13 protein-coding genes are annotated in these 16,297 nt (G+C 63.5%); 7 read left to right on the top strand and 6 right to left on the bottom strand.

Annotated features, from left to right (window positions below; genetic code table 11):
* Nucleotides 1-20 precede the first annotated feature (20 nt).
* Nucleotides 21-692 (bottom strand): helix-turn-helix domain-containing protein, encoded by a 672-nt coding sequence (locus tag CV102_RS07665; protein ID WP_148857307.1) that lies wholly within the window; start codon nucleotides 690-692, stop codon nucleotides 21-23.
* 204 nt (nucleotides 693-896) lie between these two features.
* Between CV102_RS07665 and CV102_RS07670 the strand changes: the two genes are divergently transcribed.
* Together CV102_RS07670 and aspS are read left to right on the top strand one after the other, a co-directional pair.
* A complete protein-coding gene (locus CV102_RS07670; protein WP_148857308.1) occupies nucleotides 897-2,246 on the top strand; it encodes a cytochrome P450 in 1,350 nt (449 codons plus the stop codon).
* Nucleotides 2,247-2,373: 127 nt separating this feature from the next.
* Nucleotides 2,374-3,678, top strand: coding sequence for an aspartate--tRNA(Asn) ligase (aspS, locus tag CV102_RS07675; protein ID WP_148857309.1), 1,305 nt, complete (start codon nucleotides 2,374-2,376; stop codon nucleotides 3,676-3,678).
* Between the two features lie 81 nt (nucleotides 3,679-3,759).
* Here the strand turns inward: aspS and CV102_RS07680 are convergent, their stop codons facing one another.
* On the bottom strand, nucleotides 3,760-4,323 hold the full coding sequence (locus tag CV102_RS07680) for a hypothetical protein (protein WP_148857310.1): 564 nt from the start codon (nucleotides 4,321-4,323) through the stop codon (nucleotides 3,760-3,762).
* Nucleotides 4,324-4,414: 91 nt separating this feature from the next.
* Between CV102_RS07680 and CV102_RS07685 the strand changes: the two genes are divergently transcribed.
* Together CV102_RS07685 and CV102_RS07690 are read left to right on the top strand one after the other, a co-directional pair.
* Nucleotides 4,415-5,686 carry a cation:proton antiporter domain-containing protein gene (locus CV102_RS07685; protein ID WP_148857311.1) on the top strand — a complete coding sequence of 424 codons (1,272 nt, stop codon included), beginning with the start codon at nucleotides 4,415-4,417 and terminating at the stop codon, nucleotides 5,684-5,686.
* Nucleotides 5,687-5,865: 179 nt separating this feature from the next.
* On the top strand, nucleotides 5,866-7,491 hold the full coding sequence (locus CV102_RS07690; protein WP_148857312.1) for a potassium channel family protein: 1,626 nt from the start codon (nucleotides 5,866-5,868) through the stop codon (nucleotides 7,489-7,491).
* Between the two features lie 305 nt (nucleotides 7,492-7,796).
* Here CV102_RS07690 and CV102_RS07695 read toward each other — a convergent pair whose 3' ends face one another.
* The 3 genes from CV102_RS07695 to CV102_RS07705 all read right to left on the bottom strand — a co-directional run bounded on the left by CV102_RS07695 (nucleotide 7,797) and on the right by CV102_RS07705 (nucleotide 13,024).
* Complete coding sequence (locus CV102_RS07695) at nucleotides 7,797-9,476, bottom strand: cation:proton antiporter domain-containing protein (protein ID WP_148857313.1); 1,680 nt, start codon at nucleotides 9,474-9,476, stop codon at nucleotides 7,797-7,799.
* Nucleotides 9,473-11,221 (bottom strand): cation:proton antiporter, encoded by a 1,749-nt coding sequence (locus CV102_RS07700; RefSeq protein ID WP_148857314.1) that lies wholly within the window; start codon nucleotides 11,219-11,221, stop codon nucleotides 9,473-9,475. Before CV102_RS07700 ends, CV102_RS07695 begins: the two co-directional genes overlap by 4 nt.
* Before the next feature lie 192 nt (nucleotides 11,222-11,413).
* The gene (locus tag CV102_RS07705; RefSeq protein WP_148857315.1) at nucleotides 11,414-13,024 is read right to left on the bottom strand and encodes a hypothetical protein; all 1,611 of its coding nucleotides are present in this window, start codon (nucleotides 13,022-13,024) and stop codon (nucleotides 11,414-11,416) included.
* 207 nt (nucleotides 13,025-13,231) lie between these two features.
* Here CV102_RS07705 and CV102_RS07710 point away from each other — a divergent pair, with 207 nt between their 5' ends.
* Both CV102_RS07710 and CV102_RS07715 read left to right on the top strand, forming a co-directional pair.
* Complete coding sequence (locus CV102_RS07710; protein ID WP_148857316.1) at nucleotides 13,232-14,059, top strand: pantoate kinase; 828 nt, start codon at nucleotides 13,232-13,234, stop codon at nucleotides 14,057-14,059.
* Between the two features lie 49 nt (nucleotides 14,060-14,108).
* Entirely contained in the window at nucleotides 14,109-14,888 is a 780-nt protein-coding gene (locus tag CV102_RS07715) for a 4-phosphopantoate--beta-alanine ligase (RefSeq protein ID WP_148857317.1), read from the top strand.
* Nucleotides 14,889-14,896: 8 nt separating this feature from the next.
* Here CV102_RS07715 and CV102_RS07720 read toward each other — a convergent pair whose 3' ends face one another.
* Nucleotides 14,897-15,562 carry a hypothetical protein gene (locus CV102_RS07720; protein ID WP_148857318.1) on the bottom strand — a complete coding sequence of 222 codons (666 nt, stop codon included), beginning with the start codon at nucleotides 15,560-15,562 and terminating at the stop codon, nucleotides 14,897-14,899.
* A 319-nt stretch (nucleotides 15,563-15,881) separates the two neighbouring features.
* Between CV102_RS07720 and CV102_RS07725 the strand changes: the two genes are divergently transcribed.
* The gene (locus tag CV102_RS07725) at nucleotides 15,882-16,172 is read left to right on the top strand and encodes a HalOD1 output domain-containing protein (RefSeq protein WP_148857319.1); all 291 of its coding nucleotides are present in this window, start codon (nucleotides 15,882-15,884) and stop codon (nucleotides 16,170-16,172) included.
* Nucleotides 16,173-16,297 lie beyond the last annotated feature (125 nt).

A 16,297-nucleotide genomic window follows, 5' to 3' on the forward strand; every position in this document is an offset into this window, starting at 1 on the left:
CGACGATGGGGCCGAACAACTCACTCCATCGAGCCTGCGTAGGCGGCGGCCAGCTTCGATTCGATGCGCTGGAGGTGTTCGCCGACGGTCGACGGGGCGAGATCGATCTTCGCGGCGAGTTCCCGGTGAGTCGTCTCGCGAGGCACCTCGTAGTAGCCCTCGCGGACAGCGACCTCGAACAGTTCACGCTGGCGTTCGGTCAGGGTTGCCCTAGGATCGGGGCCGGGTTCGTACTCGCCCAGCCGCTCGAGTTCGAGTCGGATCTCGTCGGGGAGGTCTGCGGCCGCTCGCTGGATCGCTCGACTCGTGCCGATCGCCGTAATCTCGAGTCCGCGTGTGCCGTCGGTCTCGATGTAGCGCATCGGCCAGTCGAGGATGATCTCGTGTTCGCGGAGGACCGACAGGAGGTCGTCGACGAGGCCGACGCTGCGACATTGCACGTAGGCGAGGCCGTGGCCGTCGCTGCGGGTGACGTCGTACTCGAACACGTCCCGGGAATCCGCGAGGAGCGTCCGCGCCCGCTCGAGGTCGCCGCGAAGTTCGAGCAGTTCGACGTACCGTTCGTCGTCGTCGTGGACGGGATTTACGTAGCGGATCGCCTCGACCGAAACCGCATCGCTGCGGCCGAATATCTCGTCGATGGGGGTGAGTTCTCGCCCGCTCCACGTCAGCGTCACCGTCGCATATCTCATGGCCGGCTCCCTCGAGACACCCGTCTTTCGTCCGCGGCGGTCGTCAGCCGCCCCGCTTCGCCTCTCGCTCTCGAGTCGACGGCGCGCCGATCCTCGTCCGATCCCACGAAGAGGCTCATCACTAGCGGCTGTCGATCTATATTTAAATACACCGGGGATGATCGGGTTCAAACATAGGGGGATCGCGCCCGTCGTTCGACGTACATGAGCAGTGACACCCCCGCCGTTACCGACGAGCACCCTCCCGGACCGGACGGTCTTCCCATCGTCGGCAATCAACTCGCCTTTCTCCGCGACCCGTACGGCTTCATGACGCGGACGGCCCGCGACTACGGCGACATCGCCTACTGGGAGGACCCCACCGGTCCCGTCTATCAGCTCAACCACCCCGACTACATCGAGCAGGTCCTCGTCCAGAACAACCAGAACTACGTCAAGGGGGATCGCTTCCAGCACATTCTCGAACCGGTCACGGGAAACGGCATTCTGAACAGCGAAGGCGCGGTCTGGCGCCGGAACCGGCACCTCATCCAGCCGGCGTTCAACCCCGACCGGATCCGGGAGTACGCCGAGATGATGACCGCGTTTACCGAGGACGCCCTCGAGGAGTGGGAAGACGGCCAGACCCGGCTGTTCCACGAGGACATGATGGAGGTGACGCTGCGGATCGTCGCCCGGGCGCTGTTCGGCGTCGACATCGACGAGTACGTCGACACCGTCGGCTCCGCGCTCGAGGAGTTTATGCTGGCCACCGAGAGCCTCTCGCACCTCGTGCTCCCGCCGCAGGTGCCGACTCCTTCCAGGCGGCGCATCCAGCGGGCACGGGAGGAACTCGACGCGGTCGTCTACCGGCTGATCGAGGAGCGGCGGGCGAACCCCACCGAGCAGGACGTCATCTCGAAGCTCCTCGAGGTGACCGACGAGGAGGGGAACAGGCTTTCGGACGAACAGATCCGCGACGAGGTGGTGACGCTGTTGCTCGCCGGCCACGAGACGACGGCGCTCTCGCTGACGTTCACGGCCCACCTCCTCGCGAGGAACCCTGCCGTCGAGGAGGCGCTCGTCGACGAACTCGAGACCGAACTCGGCGGCGAGACGCCGACGATGGGGGACCTCTCCGACCTCACGTACACGGAACGGGTAGTCACGGAGTCGATGCGGCTCTACCCGCCCGTGCCGGGGATCGTCCGCGAGCCGGTCAAACCCGACATCGTCGGCGGCTACGAGATTCAGCCGGGGGCGACGATCCGAATGCACCAGTGGGTCGTCCACCGCGACCCCCGCTGGTACGACGATCCGCTCGCCTTCCAGCCCGAGCGCTGGACCGACGAGATGGAGTCTGACCTGCCGAAGCTGGCCTACTTCCCGTTCGCGGCCGGCCCACGCCGGTGTATCGGCGACCGGTTTGCGATGCTCGAGGCGCAACTCATTCTCGCGACGATCTACCAGGACTACCACCTCGAACTCGTCCCCGGGACGGAGGACCTCGACCTGATGGCGACGATCACCGCCCGCCCGAAGGACGAAATTCCGATGACCGTCCGCAGGCGGTAACCGCCGTCCACCGCCCTCGAGCGACGCAGAAGCCTCCCGTTGGTGTCCGCGAGCCGAGTCGCGGCCCCCCGTCCGGTCCCGAGCCAGAACGATTGCGCTTAAGTTCCGGCGATGGGAATCGGGAGGTATGCAGGACAGAACTTACACTGCCGACGCCGAGCCAGGTGACGAGGTTACGGTCGCCGGCTGGGTCCACGAGATCCGCGACCTCGGCGGGATTGCCTTTCTGATTCTCCGGGATGCGACCGGGAAGATTCAGATCAAATTCGAGAAGGACGAGATGGACGAGGAACTCGTTGAGACGGGTCTTGGTGTCTCGCGTGAAAGCGTCGTCAAAGTCTCCGGCGACGTCGAGGAGGAGCCCCGTGCGCCGACCGGCGTCGAGGTCACGCCCGAGTCGCTCGAGGTCGTCGCCCCCGCCGACCCCGAACTGCCGCTCGACCCCTCGGGGAAGGTCGACGCCGATCTCTCGACGCGACTGGACAACCGCACGCTGGACCTCCGCAAGGACGAGGTCCAGGCGATCTTCGAGATCCGCGCGGAGATCCTGCGCGCGGTCCGCGAGCAGTTCCGTGACTTCAAGAGCACGGAGATCACCACGCCGAAGATCGTCGCGACGGGAACCGAAGGCGGTACGGAACTCTTCCCGATCACCTACTTCGGGGAGGAAGCCTTCATGAACCAGTCGCCACAGCTGTTCAAGCAGCTGGTCGCCGGCTCGAACGTCGAGCGCGTCTTCGAAATCGGCCCGATCTTCCGCGCCGAGGAACACAACACGCCGCGCCACCTCAACGAGGCGACCTCGATCGACTTCGAGGGTGCGTTCTGCGATGCCGACGACGCCATGGACGTTGCCGAGGGCGTCGTCACGGCGGCCTACGAGGCCGTCACCGAGAACTGCAGCGAGGAACTCGAGGCGCTCGGTCTCGAAGAGGAGTTCGAGATCCCCGAGGGCGACTTCCCGCGTCTCAGCTACGAGGAGGCCATCGAACGCGTCAACGCGACGGGTGAACTCGACGAGCAACTCGTCTGGGGCGACGACCTCTCGACGGAAGCCGAGAAAGCGCTCGGCGACGACGTCGGCGGCCACTACTTCATCACCGACTGGCCGAGCGAGGTCAAGCCGTTCTACATCAAGGACCACGACGACGACGAGCAGCTCTCGACCGGCTTCGACCTGATGCATCCGCGGATGGAACTGGTCTCGGGCGGTCAGCGTGAACACCGCCACGAGCACCTCATCGAAGGCTTCGAACAGCAGGGTCTCGACCCCGACCAGTTCGAGTACTACACGAAGATGTTCAAGTACGGCATGCCGCCCCACGCCGGCTTCGGGCTCGGCGGCGAGCGCCTGATCATGACGATTCTCGGACTCGAGAACATTCGAGAGGCTGTGCTGTTTCCGCGAGACCGGCAGCGGCTGAGCCCGTAGAGCGAAGACGTTGGGAGCCAGCGAGACGACCGCAGGGAGTCTCGCCGGATCGCCAGCGTTTGTCGACGTAGCTGCGAGCCGCTATCGCTTCGTTTTCAGCGTCTCGAACACTCGCTCACCGTAGGCCTCGAGAGAGTCGTCCCCGGAATCGAACGAACGTACCCAGTTTATGTAGGCGACGAACCGACCGAAGTCGATTCTGCTGCGCTCGAGGACAGTCACTTCGAGCGTCGCCGGGTCGTCGCTCGCGAGCACGTAGGGTACGTACGCGCCGGCGACGTAACCGACCTCCCACAGCACACCGATCTCGGGCGTGTCCGCGACGTACTCGAGATAGAGATAGCGCCGCTCGCGAGCGAGACGGTCGACGTCGATTCCGCCGCGCTCGAGGGCTGTCTCGAGGGAGTCCTGGCCCGTTACGTTGGCCTCGAGTCCCGCGTCGATACCGGCCTCGTACTCGTCGGAAAACTCGCGGACGGGAAGCTCCGGGAGCCGGTGTTGCACCGGCGTGTGATCCTCGACTGGCTCGGGTTCTTCCTCGTATCCCTCGTCGTGCTCGGTGGTACAGCCGGCGAACGCCAGCGAGCCAAGCGATCCGACGGTCGCGAGGAGTGTCCGACGCGAGACTGCTTGCGGGCGGTTCATCTCCACTGACGTAGTCGCGAGCGAATCAAAGCGCTCTGCCCGGGAAGTGCAAGTTCGCCGTTTACCCGTCAGATGGTGATACCGGGAACGGATGGTCCTCGACGGGTTCGTCGCTGGCTTGCTGCTGGCAGGAATCGCGATTCTCGCGCTCGTCGTACTGACTCGCATCCTCGAGGAGCGCGCTCTCTCGCTGCCGATCTTCTACCTCGCGCTGGGTGTAGTCGGGTTCACGCTCGTGCCGGAACTGCCGTATCCCGACCCGATCGAGCACGCCGATACGGCCGAGCGATTGACCGAACTCGGGGTCATCGTCGCACTGATGGGGGCGGGGTTGAAGATCGATCGCCGCGTTGGCTGGCCAGCCTGGGAGTCGACGACCCGTTTGCTCGCGGTCACGATGCCGCTGTCGATCGCCGGAGCAGCGTTGCTCGGGTGGGGCGTCGCCGGGCTGTTGCTCCCGACCGCGCTCTTGCTGGGGGCAGCGATCGCACCGACCGATCCCGTGCTCGCTTCCGAGGTCCAGGTCGGCCCTCCCGGCCGCAACTCTCCCTCATACACGGATCTCGATCCGGGCGCGGACGCCGACGACGGGACCGGTGACGTTCGGTTCGCGCTGACGTCGGAGGCCGGCCTCAACGACGGACTCGCGTTCCCGTTTTCGTACCTGGCAGTTCTCATCGCGCTCGTCGGCTACGCGCCGAGTCGCTGGCTCGGACAGTGGCTTCTCGTCTACGTCGTGTACAAGATCGTCGTCGGAGTGATCGGCGGCGTCGTCCTCGGCTGGCTGATTGCTGTCGTCGTCTTTCGCTTCTCGGCCGACTCGCCGCTCTCGCGCTCGGTCCAGGGTCTCGAGGCCGTCGCCGGGACGCTGATCGCGTTCGCGGCGGTCGAACTCGTCGGCGGCTACGGCTTCATCGCGGTGTTCGTCGCTGCGCTGACGCTCCGGGAGTACGAGCGCACTCACGAGTATCACGACGCGCTCCATGGCGTCGCGGAGATGGCCGAACACCTGTTGATGGCCGCGATCATGGTGCTCTTTGGCGGTGCGCTCGCCGACGGACTGCTCGCGCCGCTGACCCTCGAGGCGATCGTCGTCGTCCTCGGAATTCTTCTGGTCGTCCGTCCGCTCGCTGGATTCATCGGCTTTCTCGGCTCCGACCTCGAGTTTCGCAAGCGGCTGGTCATCTCGACGTTCGGAATCCGCGGTATCGGGACGTTCTTTTACCTCTCGTGGGCGCTGAACGCCGCGCCGTTCCGCGAGGCCGAGTTGCTCTGGGCGATCGTCGGCCTCGTCGTCCTCGTCTCGGTCGTCGGTCACGGGATCCTGGCGACACCGGTGATGAACCGCCTCACCGAAATCTGACTCTCTCAGCCAGCGGATGTGCTCTTATAGAGATTGTCTTCTCCGATAGCAACTGAATTAACACTAATCACATGTGAGTAAGGAAGTGAAATACAACCGGAATTTTACAGTAGTATTTCAAGCGAAGCGGATATAACGTTTGCAGAAGCTCTATTGATGGCTATTCAATACTGATTCGTATGGAAGACTGGAGGCGGCGAGTCGGTTTTGCACTCACAGCAGTAGCCGCAATCATTCTCGTTTATTCTATTATTTACCAGTGGGCGATGGGTACCTTCGAAGGCCGAGAGATTCCATTTTACAAGGCGGTTCAGGTCGTCATCGAATCGCTTACGACGGCTGGGTTCGGCGGCCATGCCCCCTGGGAAAGCACGGCACTGAACCTCATGATAATCGGGATGAATCTCACCGGCGTCCTCCTCGTGTTCCTCGGTCTTCCCCTGTTCGCTATTCCGCTTCTCCGACAGGCGCTCCAGTCTGGCCCGCCAACGACGAGCAACCTATCCGATCACGTGATCATCTGCGGTCATTCGGCACGTGACGACGTGTTACGAAAAGAACTCGATGAGGTCGGGATACCGTGTCTCTTCATCGAACAGGACTCAGATATAGTCGCTACACTCTCAGACAAGGGTATCGATGCGGTTCACGGCGACCCAGAAGAGATCGAAACCCTTCGCGCCGCAAACGCATCGACGGCCCGTGCACTCGTAGCGGACGTGAGCGATGAAGCGAATCCAACGGTAATCCTGTCGGCTCTTCGTGTCAACCCTGATCTGAAAATTATCAGTGTCGTCCGGGATTACAAAACGGCAGCGTATCACGAATATTCGGGTGCAGACGAAGTCGTGTTGGCTCGGCAGCAACTCGGAGAGGCGTTCGGAATGCGGGCGAGGACCTCGTTTGCGGAGAAACTCCGAAACGTAATCCACGTCGAGAACGATTACGAGATCACGGAACTACTCGTCCAAGAGGAGAGCGATCTCGCCGGACAGACGATCAGAAATGCGGATATTTTCGACCTGAACGACATCACGATCATCGGGGTGTGGATCGGCGGAAAGTTCGTCGTCTCTCCCGATCCGGACACCGTTCTCGAAGAGAATACCATCCTTCTCGCTGCGGGTGGACACGGCGACTTCGAGAGCGTAACTGCGCGTCCGATTCCAACGCATCACTACCCGTCTCACGTCATCGTCTGCGGTTACGGCACCGTTGGCTGGTCCGTCGCTGAAACCCTTCAAGAAGCGAATATTACGACCAGTGTAATCGACCAGGACGATCGAGACGGAATTGACGTGGTCGGTGATGCCACTGACCCTGAAACGTACGAGGCCGTGGATCTGGAGGATGCAGAGACTATCGTCCTCTCCTTGGACGACGACACGACGACGATCTACGCGACGCTGATTATTGAACAGTTGGCTCCCGAGATCGAGATCATTGCTCGTGCAGACGATCCAGATACCGTCTGGAAGCTATACAATGCTGGAGCCGACTACGTCTTATCGCTCCCGACGATCACTGGCGAGATTCTGGCGGCACACCTGATCGAAGAAGTAGAAATCGTCACCCCACAGGTCCAGTTCGAGTTCGTTCGATCGAAGGCTCCTTCACTCGTCGAGAAAAGTCTCAGCGACATCGATTTGCGGGCTCAAACGGGATGTACGGTAATCGCTATCGAACGTGATGGCGAACTGGTAACGGATTTGAGACCGGACTTCGTTATCAAAGAAGGCGATACCCTCATTGCGGGAGGGAGTGAGGAAGCAATCGATCGCTTCAATCGGCTTGTCTCCGAGTAGTTTTTTACTCCACTTAAACAAGGGTATCTGTTCCCTTCAAGAGCGCGCCGAGTCTCGGACTTGCCGACTCGAGGGCGAAGTTTGCTACAGTTCGATTCCAGCATGAGTGAGACGACAAACGCGACGTTCTCGAGCCGATAGACTGATTGGACGCCGCTGAACCCGCAGATATTGATAGGTGTCCGCCGGTCGTGTTACAGAGGTGGATGCGTAATACGCTGGAAATTGCACCAGCTACTAAACAGCTGTTTCAGCTAAAATATATCTAAACACGTAAATTTCAACGAGGTTACTGATTCGAATTGTCACCGAAGTCGTTGTACGTCACTCGGCCCGTACTCGACGGCGCGCTCGAGCCGTTCTTCACCCTGTTCTCGAAGCTCCTCCCGACTCACCTCGCCCGTCAGAACTGCTTCGACCTGATTCTTGAGTCGTTCGGCGGCCAGTTCGTCCGGGATCGCGACGAAGAGCGCGCCCTGTTCGAGCAGGTCTGCACCGGACTCGACGTCGACCGCCCGGACCATGATATCGGCGTCGATATCGAGGGCGAGGATCTGTTCCGCCCAAGATTCCCGGGCGACGGTGCCAACGATCAGTCCCGCCTCCTCGGCGTTGGCGACCGTCCACGTCGACGTCGTCATCACGTCGCCGAGGACGTAGTTCTCGCAGTGATCTTTGACGGCCTCCTCGCGCGTCGGATCGCTCTCGAGGACGACGTACGATTGATCGATCGACTCGCAGGCTTCGACCACCTGCTGTCCCTCGCGGTCGTAACCCGTCACGATAACGTGATCTTCGAGGCCGTCGCGCACTTGGCTCCGCTCGCGAACCCGTTCGGTGTCGCTCTCGAAGACGTCGAGTTCGACGAGGCGCTGGAAGCCGGCTTCCGCGTAGCGCTCGGTGACCGTCGAGCCGAACATGGTGACGATCGCCGCGAGTACGATCGCGTCGAACAGTTCCGGGACGAGAAGGCCGGCGACCAGCGCCTCGATCGCGATGATGAGCGCGAACTCGCTCACCTGATCGAGGTTGTAACCAGTAAGCGTTGCCGTCCGGGAGTCGTACTCCCGCCAGCGAAGCACGAGGTAGGTGACCATCGGGTTGAGTACGAAGACGGCGAACAGGAGCAGGGCACCGATGCCAAGCGTCTCGACCGTCGGTATGGAGACGAGCGCGCCGAGCGTGATGAAGAAGATCGGCGTGAAGAAGTCCTCGAGGTAGCCGATGGCGTCGACCATCTCGACGTCGTGGGGGTACTCGGAGGCGACCGCGAGGCCGGCGGCGAACGCGCCGACGACGATCGAGACGCCGACCAGTTCCGCGAGCGCGATGAAGCCGATTATCAGCGAGACGCCGGTCAACATGAGGATCTCGACGTCGCTCTCGGCGGCCGTGACGAACCGGTCGAAGAGGAACTGCCGGAACAGGAGCGCGGCGCCGATCAGGGCGACGCCGGTCGCCAGTGCGAGGAGGCTTCCCTCCGTGTAGACGAACGCGGACAGCAACAGGATCGTGCCGATCGCGACCACGTCTTCGACGAAGTGGATGGACTCCGCCATGCGCTCGTGTAGGCTACGCAGCCGGATCCGCCGCTCGAGCAAGCTGAGCGCGACTAGCGATGAACTGAGCGTCGCGGCGAGCGTGAAGTACAGCGCGTTGAGCCCGTCGAGGCCGATTCCGAGCCCGACCCCGTACATGATCAGACCGGTGACGAGCAACTGGACGACCGAGACGATGGTACTGTCGCGTCGCAGACCCCCACCCTCGAGGGGGTCGAGTTCGACGGCGAACGCGAACACGAGGAAGGCGATCCCCCACTGCGCGAGGTCGAGCAACTGCCCCTCGTCGACGAACAGGCCGACGGCGACGCCCGCCAGCAGGTAGAACGGCACCGTCGGAAGCGAGTAGTGGGTCGCGAGGAGCAAGAGTGCCGCCGCGACCACGAAGATGAGCGTCAGTGCCGCGATGAACTCGAACTCGCTCACTCGTCACCACCTCCATCGACGTCGGCGGCGGTTCCGATCTCCTCTCGCGGCGGCTCGGTCGGAGTCCCGCCGAGTTCGCGGATCCGGTTCATCGATTCTCGAGCCGAGTCGCGGAACCGGTCGCGGTCCTCGACGAACGCCTGGACGTACTCGCCGACCAGTTCGCCCGCCATCACCTCCTTGAGAACGACGTAATCGGCACCCAACTCGTAGAGGTCCGCTGCCTCGTCGACGTGTTCGGCGGTGGCGATGACGAGAGTGTCGTCCTCGGTCTCCTCGATGAGCTGTCGGTTGACCGAGGAGGGACGGGCCATCGAGAGGACGAACCCGGCGGTCTCGAGGTCGGCCTGCTCGCGGATCTCGCCGTGGCGGACGTCGCCGTAGTAGTAGTCGACGTCCATCGACTCGAGTTCGTCGACGTTCTCGGCCGATCGGTCGACGACGACGACGTCGTCGAACTGCTCCTTGATAACGGGGAGTGTCTCTCGAACGACGGGATCGTAGCCGACCAGCAACGCGTGATCCTCGGTGATCGAGAGCGATGCGTCGCGCTGGTCCTCGTCCTCGAAGCGCCCGAGGTAGGGCTCGGCCAGTTCGTAGAGGCGATTGTTGTAGAGGATGATGTACGTCGAGAGTGTCATTGTAACGAGTGCCATGAGGCTGAGATAACCCAGAATCGGTTCGTCGACGAGTTCCTGGGTGACGGCGAGTGCACCGACGACGAGCGAGAACTCGCTGACCTGGACCATGTTGATCGAACCCAGGAACGACGTCTCCGGCGCGAAGTTCTCGCGGTCGATCAGGTAGAACATGATGAGGAAGTTCCCGATCATCAACACGGCTGAGGCGACGAGCGCTTCCTGCCAGTAGGCGAGCAGGTAGTCGGCCTCGAGCTGGAGCCCGATACTCGTAAAGAAGACCACGAGGAAGAAGTCGGTCACGGGCCGCATCCGCTCTTTGAGTTCCGTACTGTACGGTAGCTGCGCCAGGCTGAGTCCGGCGATGAACGCCCCGACCTCGACGGAGAGTTCGAGCGCTTCCGCGACGAAAATGAAGAGGAATGCCCAGGCCAATCCGACGACGAACAGGACGTTTCGGTCGCTAGCGACTGACGCGAGCAGTTTCGGTAGCAAATACTGGTAGGCGACGTAGGAGACGGCACCGATCGCTGCCATCAGTCCGAGGATGCGAGCTACGTCGAAGAGAATCTCGCCGGCGGTACCCTCGAGACCCGCGCCGACCAGCGCGAGGACGATCACGAGGTATATGTCCTGGACGATGAGAACGCCGATGTCGATCCGGCCCGGGAGCGTCTTGAGTTCGTCCTTCTCGTCGAGGAGTTTGACGATGATCGGCGTCGCGCCGAAGACGGTCGCGAGCGCGATGATAAACACGTCCATCCCCCGGAAGCCAAGCAGGAATGCGATCCCGAACGCCGCCGCAGTCTGGAGGATCGTCTGCCCGACCGCGATGTTGACGATCGGTCTGAGGATGTCTTTGATGCGATCGAATCGCATCTCGATCCCGAGCACGAACAACAGAAAGCCGAGCCCGAGTTCGGCCATCACTTCGATCAACTGTTCTTCCGTCACGATACCGAGCAGGACGGGTCCCAGAACGATTCCGGTTAGAATGTACGCGACGAGCGTCGGTTGGCCCGTTCGTCTGGCGATGTAGCTCAGTACCGTCGCCGTAACGACGACGATCGCGAAGTCGGCAGCAAGTGCAATTCCTCCGAGTGGCATCTCAAATCAATTCGTATCGACGACAACACTGCGCACCGGCGAGTAACGCGCTGCCGGCGGTTATTGTACGTGAGGCGACCACGACCGCCGTGTTCAAAGCGACGATCTCGGTAGTTTCGTGTGCGGTTCTGATTCGGTCGTTTGCCGAGCGTCGTCCACCAGCCACGAGCGCGCCGTGATCGAATCGGACGTTCATCGGTGCTCGAGCACCGTTCCGTCGGCGCCGGCAGCGACCCCAAGCGTCTCGCCGATGGCGACACCCTCGAGCGCCGCGCTCGAGTCCATCTCGGCGCGTTCCCACTCGGCCGTCGGCCCGGCGCGCTCGTAGACGGCGCCGTCCTCGTCGCAGACGACGAGCCGATCCTCGTGCCGGGCAATCGCCGTCAGCGCCGTCTCGCCGACGCGTTCGGGCGTCCACGTCGAGCCATCGAATCGGTGGACGACGCCCGCGTCGGTACAGACGTGGCAGTTGCCCCGATCGCCAGCGGCGATTCCGGTGAGCGTGCCGTCGGCACCCTCGAGCCCGACCGTCTCGAACGTCTTCCCGCCGTCGTCGGTTTCGAAGACACCGTCGTTCGTATCGCAGCAGTAACCGAGCGACGCGTCGACGAGCGTCGCGTCGCTCAGACTCGAGCCGCTTCCTGGCTTCACGGGCTCCGCCCAGTCGAGATCGCCGTCGCGGTAGCGCCCGCGAAGGACCTCGCCCGAGCCGTTGATCAGCAGGACGGTCTCGTCGCCGCTCGAGCCCGCGACGGCGATCCCGGCCAGGTTGCTGGTTTGATCGTCGGGCGCCGAGTAGTCCGTGTGCCGGCCCGACGAGCACTCGAGCCGCCCGACCGCGCCGCCGTCGCCGGCGACCCAGGCAATCTCGCCGTCGTCGGTCACGCCGACGCCGCGCAGGGGCTGTCCCTGCGCGGCAGGGCCGTCCTCGAGGAGCACGTCCCAGTTTTCGTCGGCAGTGCGCTCGAGGACGATCCCGTCGTCGCCGACCGCGAGTGCACCCGGCGACGTGATCACGGCGTCGAGCAGGGCCGCGTCGGTCGGCGAGTCGACCTGCTCCCAGTTCGGTTCGACGTCAGATTCCGGTTCGGCGTCGTCCTCGTCGACGTCCGAAACGGGGGCCGTCTCGGTCGACTCGGCGTTCGATTCCTCACCGGCCGTCGGCTCGCGTTCCGGTTCGGCTTCGGTCGTCAGCTCGTCTTTCCGTTCGGTCGACGCCGCTCGTTCGCTTTCCGTTTCTACCGTATCGTCTTCCGTTTCTGCCGCCGATTCTGACTCGGACGCAGGTTCCGGCTCGCGTTCCGTGTCGGCTGCAGAGCCCGATCCAGCCGCAGGCGCCGATTCGCGTTCGGCCTCGACCGTGGGCTCGTGTTCGGTCGCCGGCTCCGGTTCGGATTCCGTCTCGGCTGTAGACGGTGGTTCGGACGCGGGTTTCGACTCCCCTTCCGCCTCGCTCGCGGTCCCCGTTTCGGTCACGGGTTCGGGTTCGCTCTCCCCCGTCGAGGGCTCGAGCGAATCGGCGTCCGAGGTCGGCGACGGACCGTCGTCGAGATCGCCCCGGTCGGAAAGCGCCGCCTCGGTCGGCGACGTCGACTCGCCCGCCGAATCGCCTCGCTTCCGAGAGACGTAGAGGACGATCGGCGGAACGATGTAACAGGCGAGTGCCAGGACGACGAACCCGCGGTGAACGATGGTGAGCGTCCCGAACGCCGTGAGTCCGGCCGTCGCGACGGCGTGCATCCACGTCTTCGTATACTGCCGAAAGAACGAGCCGAAACTCTCGGGTTCGGATCCTGTCGCCATTGACTAGTCGCACCCGTCCTCGAACGGCCGGCTCTCGTTACGACTGTCGGCCACCGGGCCGGCGACGGTCGGTAACGAGGACTGTACGTTCATCGAATGAGAGTCCGCCTTCCGAACGGAAAAGCCACAACCCTGGGTTTGCCAGAACCCGAACCCGTCGACGTCGAACCTGCAACGTTATATCGGGCGAGTGGCAACCGGTGCGTAATGCGCGAGGAGGCGACGGCGTTCGTTCCGGGCCACATTACGGGCTTTTTCAGCACGCACCCGGACGACGATCCGACGAAGGCCGGCTCACGTGGTGCAGGACTGACGCTCACCGACGGCGTCGAAGTCACCGTCGAACCCGCGACCGAATCGACGGTCGAACTCGACGGCGAATCGATCGAGATCGATCCGGTGACGACCGTCCTCGAGACGCTCGACGCGCCGGCCCGCGTCGAGGCCGAGGCGGATCTCCCGATTGGCGCCGGCTTCGGCGTCTCGGGGGCCATGGCACTCGGCACCGCCGTCGCGGCGAATCACGTCTTCGAGCGGAAGCTTTCGCGAAACGAACTCGTCACGATCGCACACGGCGCCGAAGTACAGGCCGGGACCGGCCTGGGCGACGTCGTCGCCCAGGCCCAGGGCGGAATTCCGATCCGCCTCGAGCCGGGGTGCCCGCAGGTAAACAAACTCGACGCGATTCCGGCTCGAGCACGTGTCGAGTACGTCACCTTCGGCGAACTCTCGACGGCGGACGTGCTCGCCGGCGACACCGACCAACTCTCGATGGCCGGCAAGACGGCGCTGTCCCGGATCGTCGAGGAGCCGACGCTGCTCTCCCTGATGTACGCCTCGAGACAGTTCGCTCGCGAGGCCGAACTCCTCACGTCCGACGTCGCGGAGACGATCGAGGACGTCGCGGCCGCCGACGGCCAGGCGTCGATGGCGATGCTCGGCGAGACGGTGTTCGCCCTGGGAACCGGGCTCTCCGACGCCGGCTACGAGCCCTCGGTCTGTGCGACCCATCCCGCCGGTGCGGTGCTCAAGTAGCGCCTGACGGATCGGTCGGCTTTTTATCCGCGAATGCGAGTCATCGTTCGTGAGCGATTACGACACCGTCTCCGCCGACGTCGAGCACGAAGAGGAGATCCCGGAGGACCACCCCAGATACCAGGACCTGCTCACCCGCCACCGGATCGAGCAGGGTGTCGAGAAGGGGATCACCCACCTGCAGGGGATGCACGCCGAGGGCCGAGGCAGCGCCTTCGACTACCTCCTCGGCGAGGAGACCATCCCGAGCGCAGACGAGGCCGAACGCGTCGCCGCGGCCCACCTCCTGCTCGCCGATCGGCCGGTGCTCTCGATCAACGGCAACGTCGCGGCGCTCGTTCCCGGCGAGATGGTCGACCTCGCCGAGGCGACCGGCGCCGACCTCGAGGTCAACCTCTTCAACCGCACGCCCGAACGGATCGAGGCGATCGCGGATCACCTGCGCGACCACGGCGCCGAGGACGTGAAGGGAGTCGAGGCCGACGCCCGGATCCCGAACCTCGACCACCAGCGCGCGAAGGTCGACGCCGACGGGATCCACGCGGCCGACGTCGTGGTCGTCCCGCTCGAGGACGGCGACCGCGCGGAGGCGCTCGAGGCGATGGGCAAGACCGAGATCGTGATCGATCTCAACCCGCTCTCGCGCTCGCCCCAGGTTGCGGAGGTGCCGATCGTCGACAACATCATCCGGGCGGTGCCGAATATGACCGCTCACGCGCGGGATCTGGCGGGTGCTGACGAGTCGGAACTGCGCGCGATCGTCGAGACGTTCGACCGGGAGGCGGCGCTCGAGGCGGCGGAAACCCGAATCCGAACCGGCGATCTCTAACGGTCGGCTCAGAACTCGTCCGTGATACGCGGAGAGACGGCGTCGCGGCCGTCGTCGCGGTCGATAATGTGGCCATCGCTTCCGTCGCCGTCGACGAGCGGCACTCGAGATTTGATCGACGCGACGGACTCTTTGACCTGGTAGTACGACAGCGAAAAGTACTCGCTCGCCTGGCGACTGATCGAGTCGTCGACTTCGAAGCCGATGTCGCAGTCGTCGCCCCGGAGCGTCTTCCCGTCCTCGTCGACGAGCCAGCGGCGGGCCAGTTCGACGCCCTTCTCGGCGTCGTACCCCCGGGCGACGTAGTGTCTGTAGGGGTGACGAATCCAGGAACACTCCCAGTGAGCGTAGACGTCGACGCCCTCCGCTCCGTCGAGTTCGTGGAGGACGATGTGGAGCTGGTACGACGCCAGCGGCGACGCTCGCCACACCCACGATCCCTCGGCGGTGTTGCCGTCCATCCGGACCTTCACCGCGGAGATCGGATTCCGCGAAAAGCCCAGGTCGTCGAGCAGCGACTCGATGTCGTCTTCCGAACAGTGGGCGGTCAGCACGTATTCGTCGGCGGTGGTGTGCGTGACGGCGTAGCCGTCGAAGGTTCCCCGCAGAAGGTAGTGGATCTGCGGGTAGACGGTCCGCCGGGCGGCGTTGATAGCGTCCTCACTGTAGCCCATACGACTGGAGAGTACCCTCGAGCAACCGTATGAACGTTCGGCAGGCACTGTCTACCCGCTGTAGAACTGCTGTCTCGTGACGGTGTTCGGAGCACACCGACTCGCCGAGAGCATCGACCACCACGAAAGGCCCCGGGCCGCTCGAGTCGGGTGGCTCGCTGCGCGCTCGCTTCACCCACGGACAGTCGAGCGGAGAGCGAACGGACAGTCCGTAACTGATAGAGTACGGGTTACCAGTAAAATCGCAGGACATCGTGGTGTGTATGCACATGCTGGTGGAAGGGTTAGGTGGCTACTGGTTGACGATCGTTACACTCGCATGAACACGACTAACAGCGACGACGTTATTACGCGACAACGAATCAATACCGAGCAAGATGCCCCGGCGGCCCAGGTCGTCGAACTCGTCGCCGACCTCGAGGGACGGGAACCGACGGAACTGCCGCCGATCTACTACAGCGTCGACGAACTTCTCGCGGATCTCTTCTCGTCGCCGCCGAAGGCGGAGGCCGATGCGTCGCTCGAGTTCACCTACGAGGGATACCAGATCCGCGTCCAGCAAAACGGCGTGACGACGGTTTCGAACCGTACGCAAGCGGCACCCGGCTAACTGACGGCGTGAGCAGCCGATCGCTCCGCGTCCGCGGCCGTTCGCTCGCGCTCGACGTCGGTCGGTCTGTGACGGATTTCTCTCGCAGCTGAAGCCGTGGGCTCTCTCGTTACGTATAAAACCGT

The sequence above is a fragment of the Natronococcus pandeyae genome (assembly GCF_008122205.1).
GTDB lineage: Archaea > Halobacteriota > Halobacteria > Halobacteriales > Natrialbaceae > Natronococcus > Natronococcus pandeyae.

Coding starts and splice junctions, on each gene's coding strand:
- CV102_RS07665 (WP_148857307.1), bottom strand. CDS start 692: ATGAGATATGCGACGGTGACGCTGACGTGGAGCGGGCGAGAACTCACC.
- CV102_RS07670 (WP_148857308.1), top strand. CDS start 897: ATGAGCAGTGACACCCCCGCCGTTACCGACGAGCACCCTCCCGGACCG.
- aspS (WP_148857309.1), top strand. CDS start 2,374: ATGCAGGACAGAACTTACACTGCCGACGCCGAGCCAGGTGACGAGGTT.
- CV102_RS07680 (WP_148857310.1), bottom strand. CDS start 4,323: ATGAACCGCCCGCAAGCAGTCTCGCGTCGGACACTCCTCGCGACCGTC.
- CV102_RS07685 (WP_148857311.1), top strand. CDS start 4,415: ATGGTCCTCGACGGGTTCGTCGCTGGCTTGCTGCTGGCAGGAATCGCG.
- CV102_RS07690 (WP_148857312.1), top strand. CDS start 5,866: ATGGAAGACTGGAGGCGGCGAGTCGGTTTTGCACTCACAGCAGTAGCC.
- CV102_RS07700 (WP_148857314.1), bottom strand. CDS start 11,221: ATGCCACTCGGAGGAATTGCACTTGCTGCCGACTTCGCGATCGTCGTC.
- CV102_RS07705 (WP_148857315.1), bottom strand. CDS start 13,024: ATGGCGACAGGATCCGAACCCGAGAGTTTCGGCTCGTTCTTTCGGCAG.
- CV102_RS07710 (WP_148857316.1), top strand. CDS start 13,232: ATGCGCGAGGAGGCGACGGCGTTCGTTCCGGGCCACATTACGGGCTTT.
- CV102_RS07720 (WP_148857318.1), bottom strand. CDS start 15,562: ATGGGCTACAGTGAGGACGCTATCAACGCCGCCCGGCGGACCGTCTAC.
- CV102_RS07725 (WP_148857319.1), top strand. CDS start 15,882: ATGAACACGACTAACAGCGACGACGTTATTACGCGACAACGAATCAAT.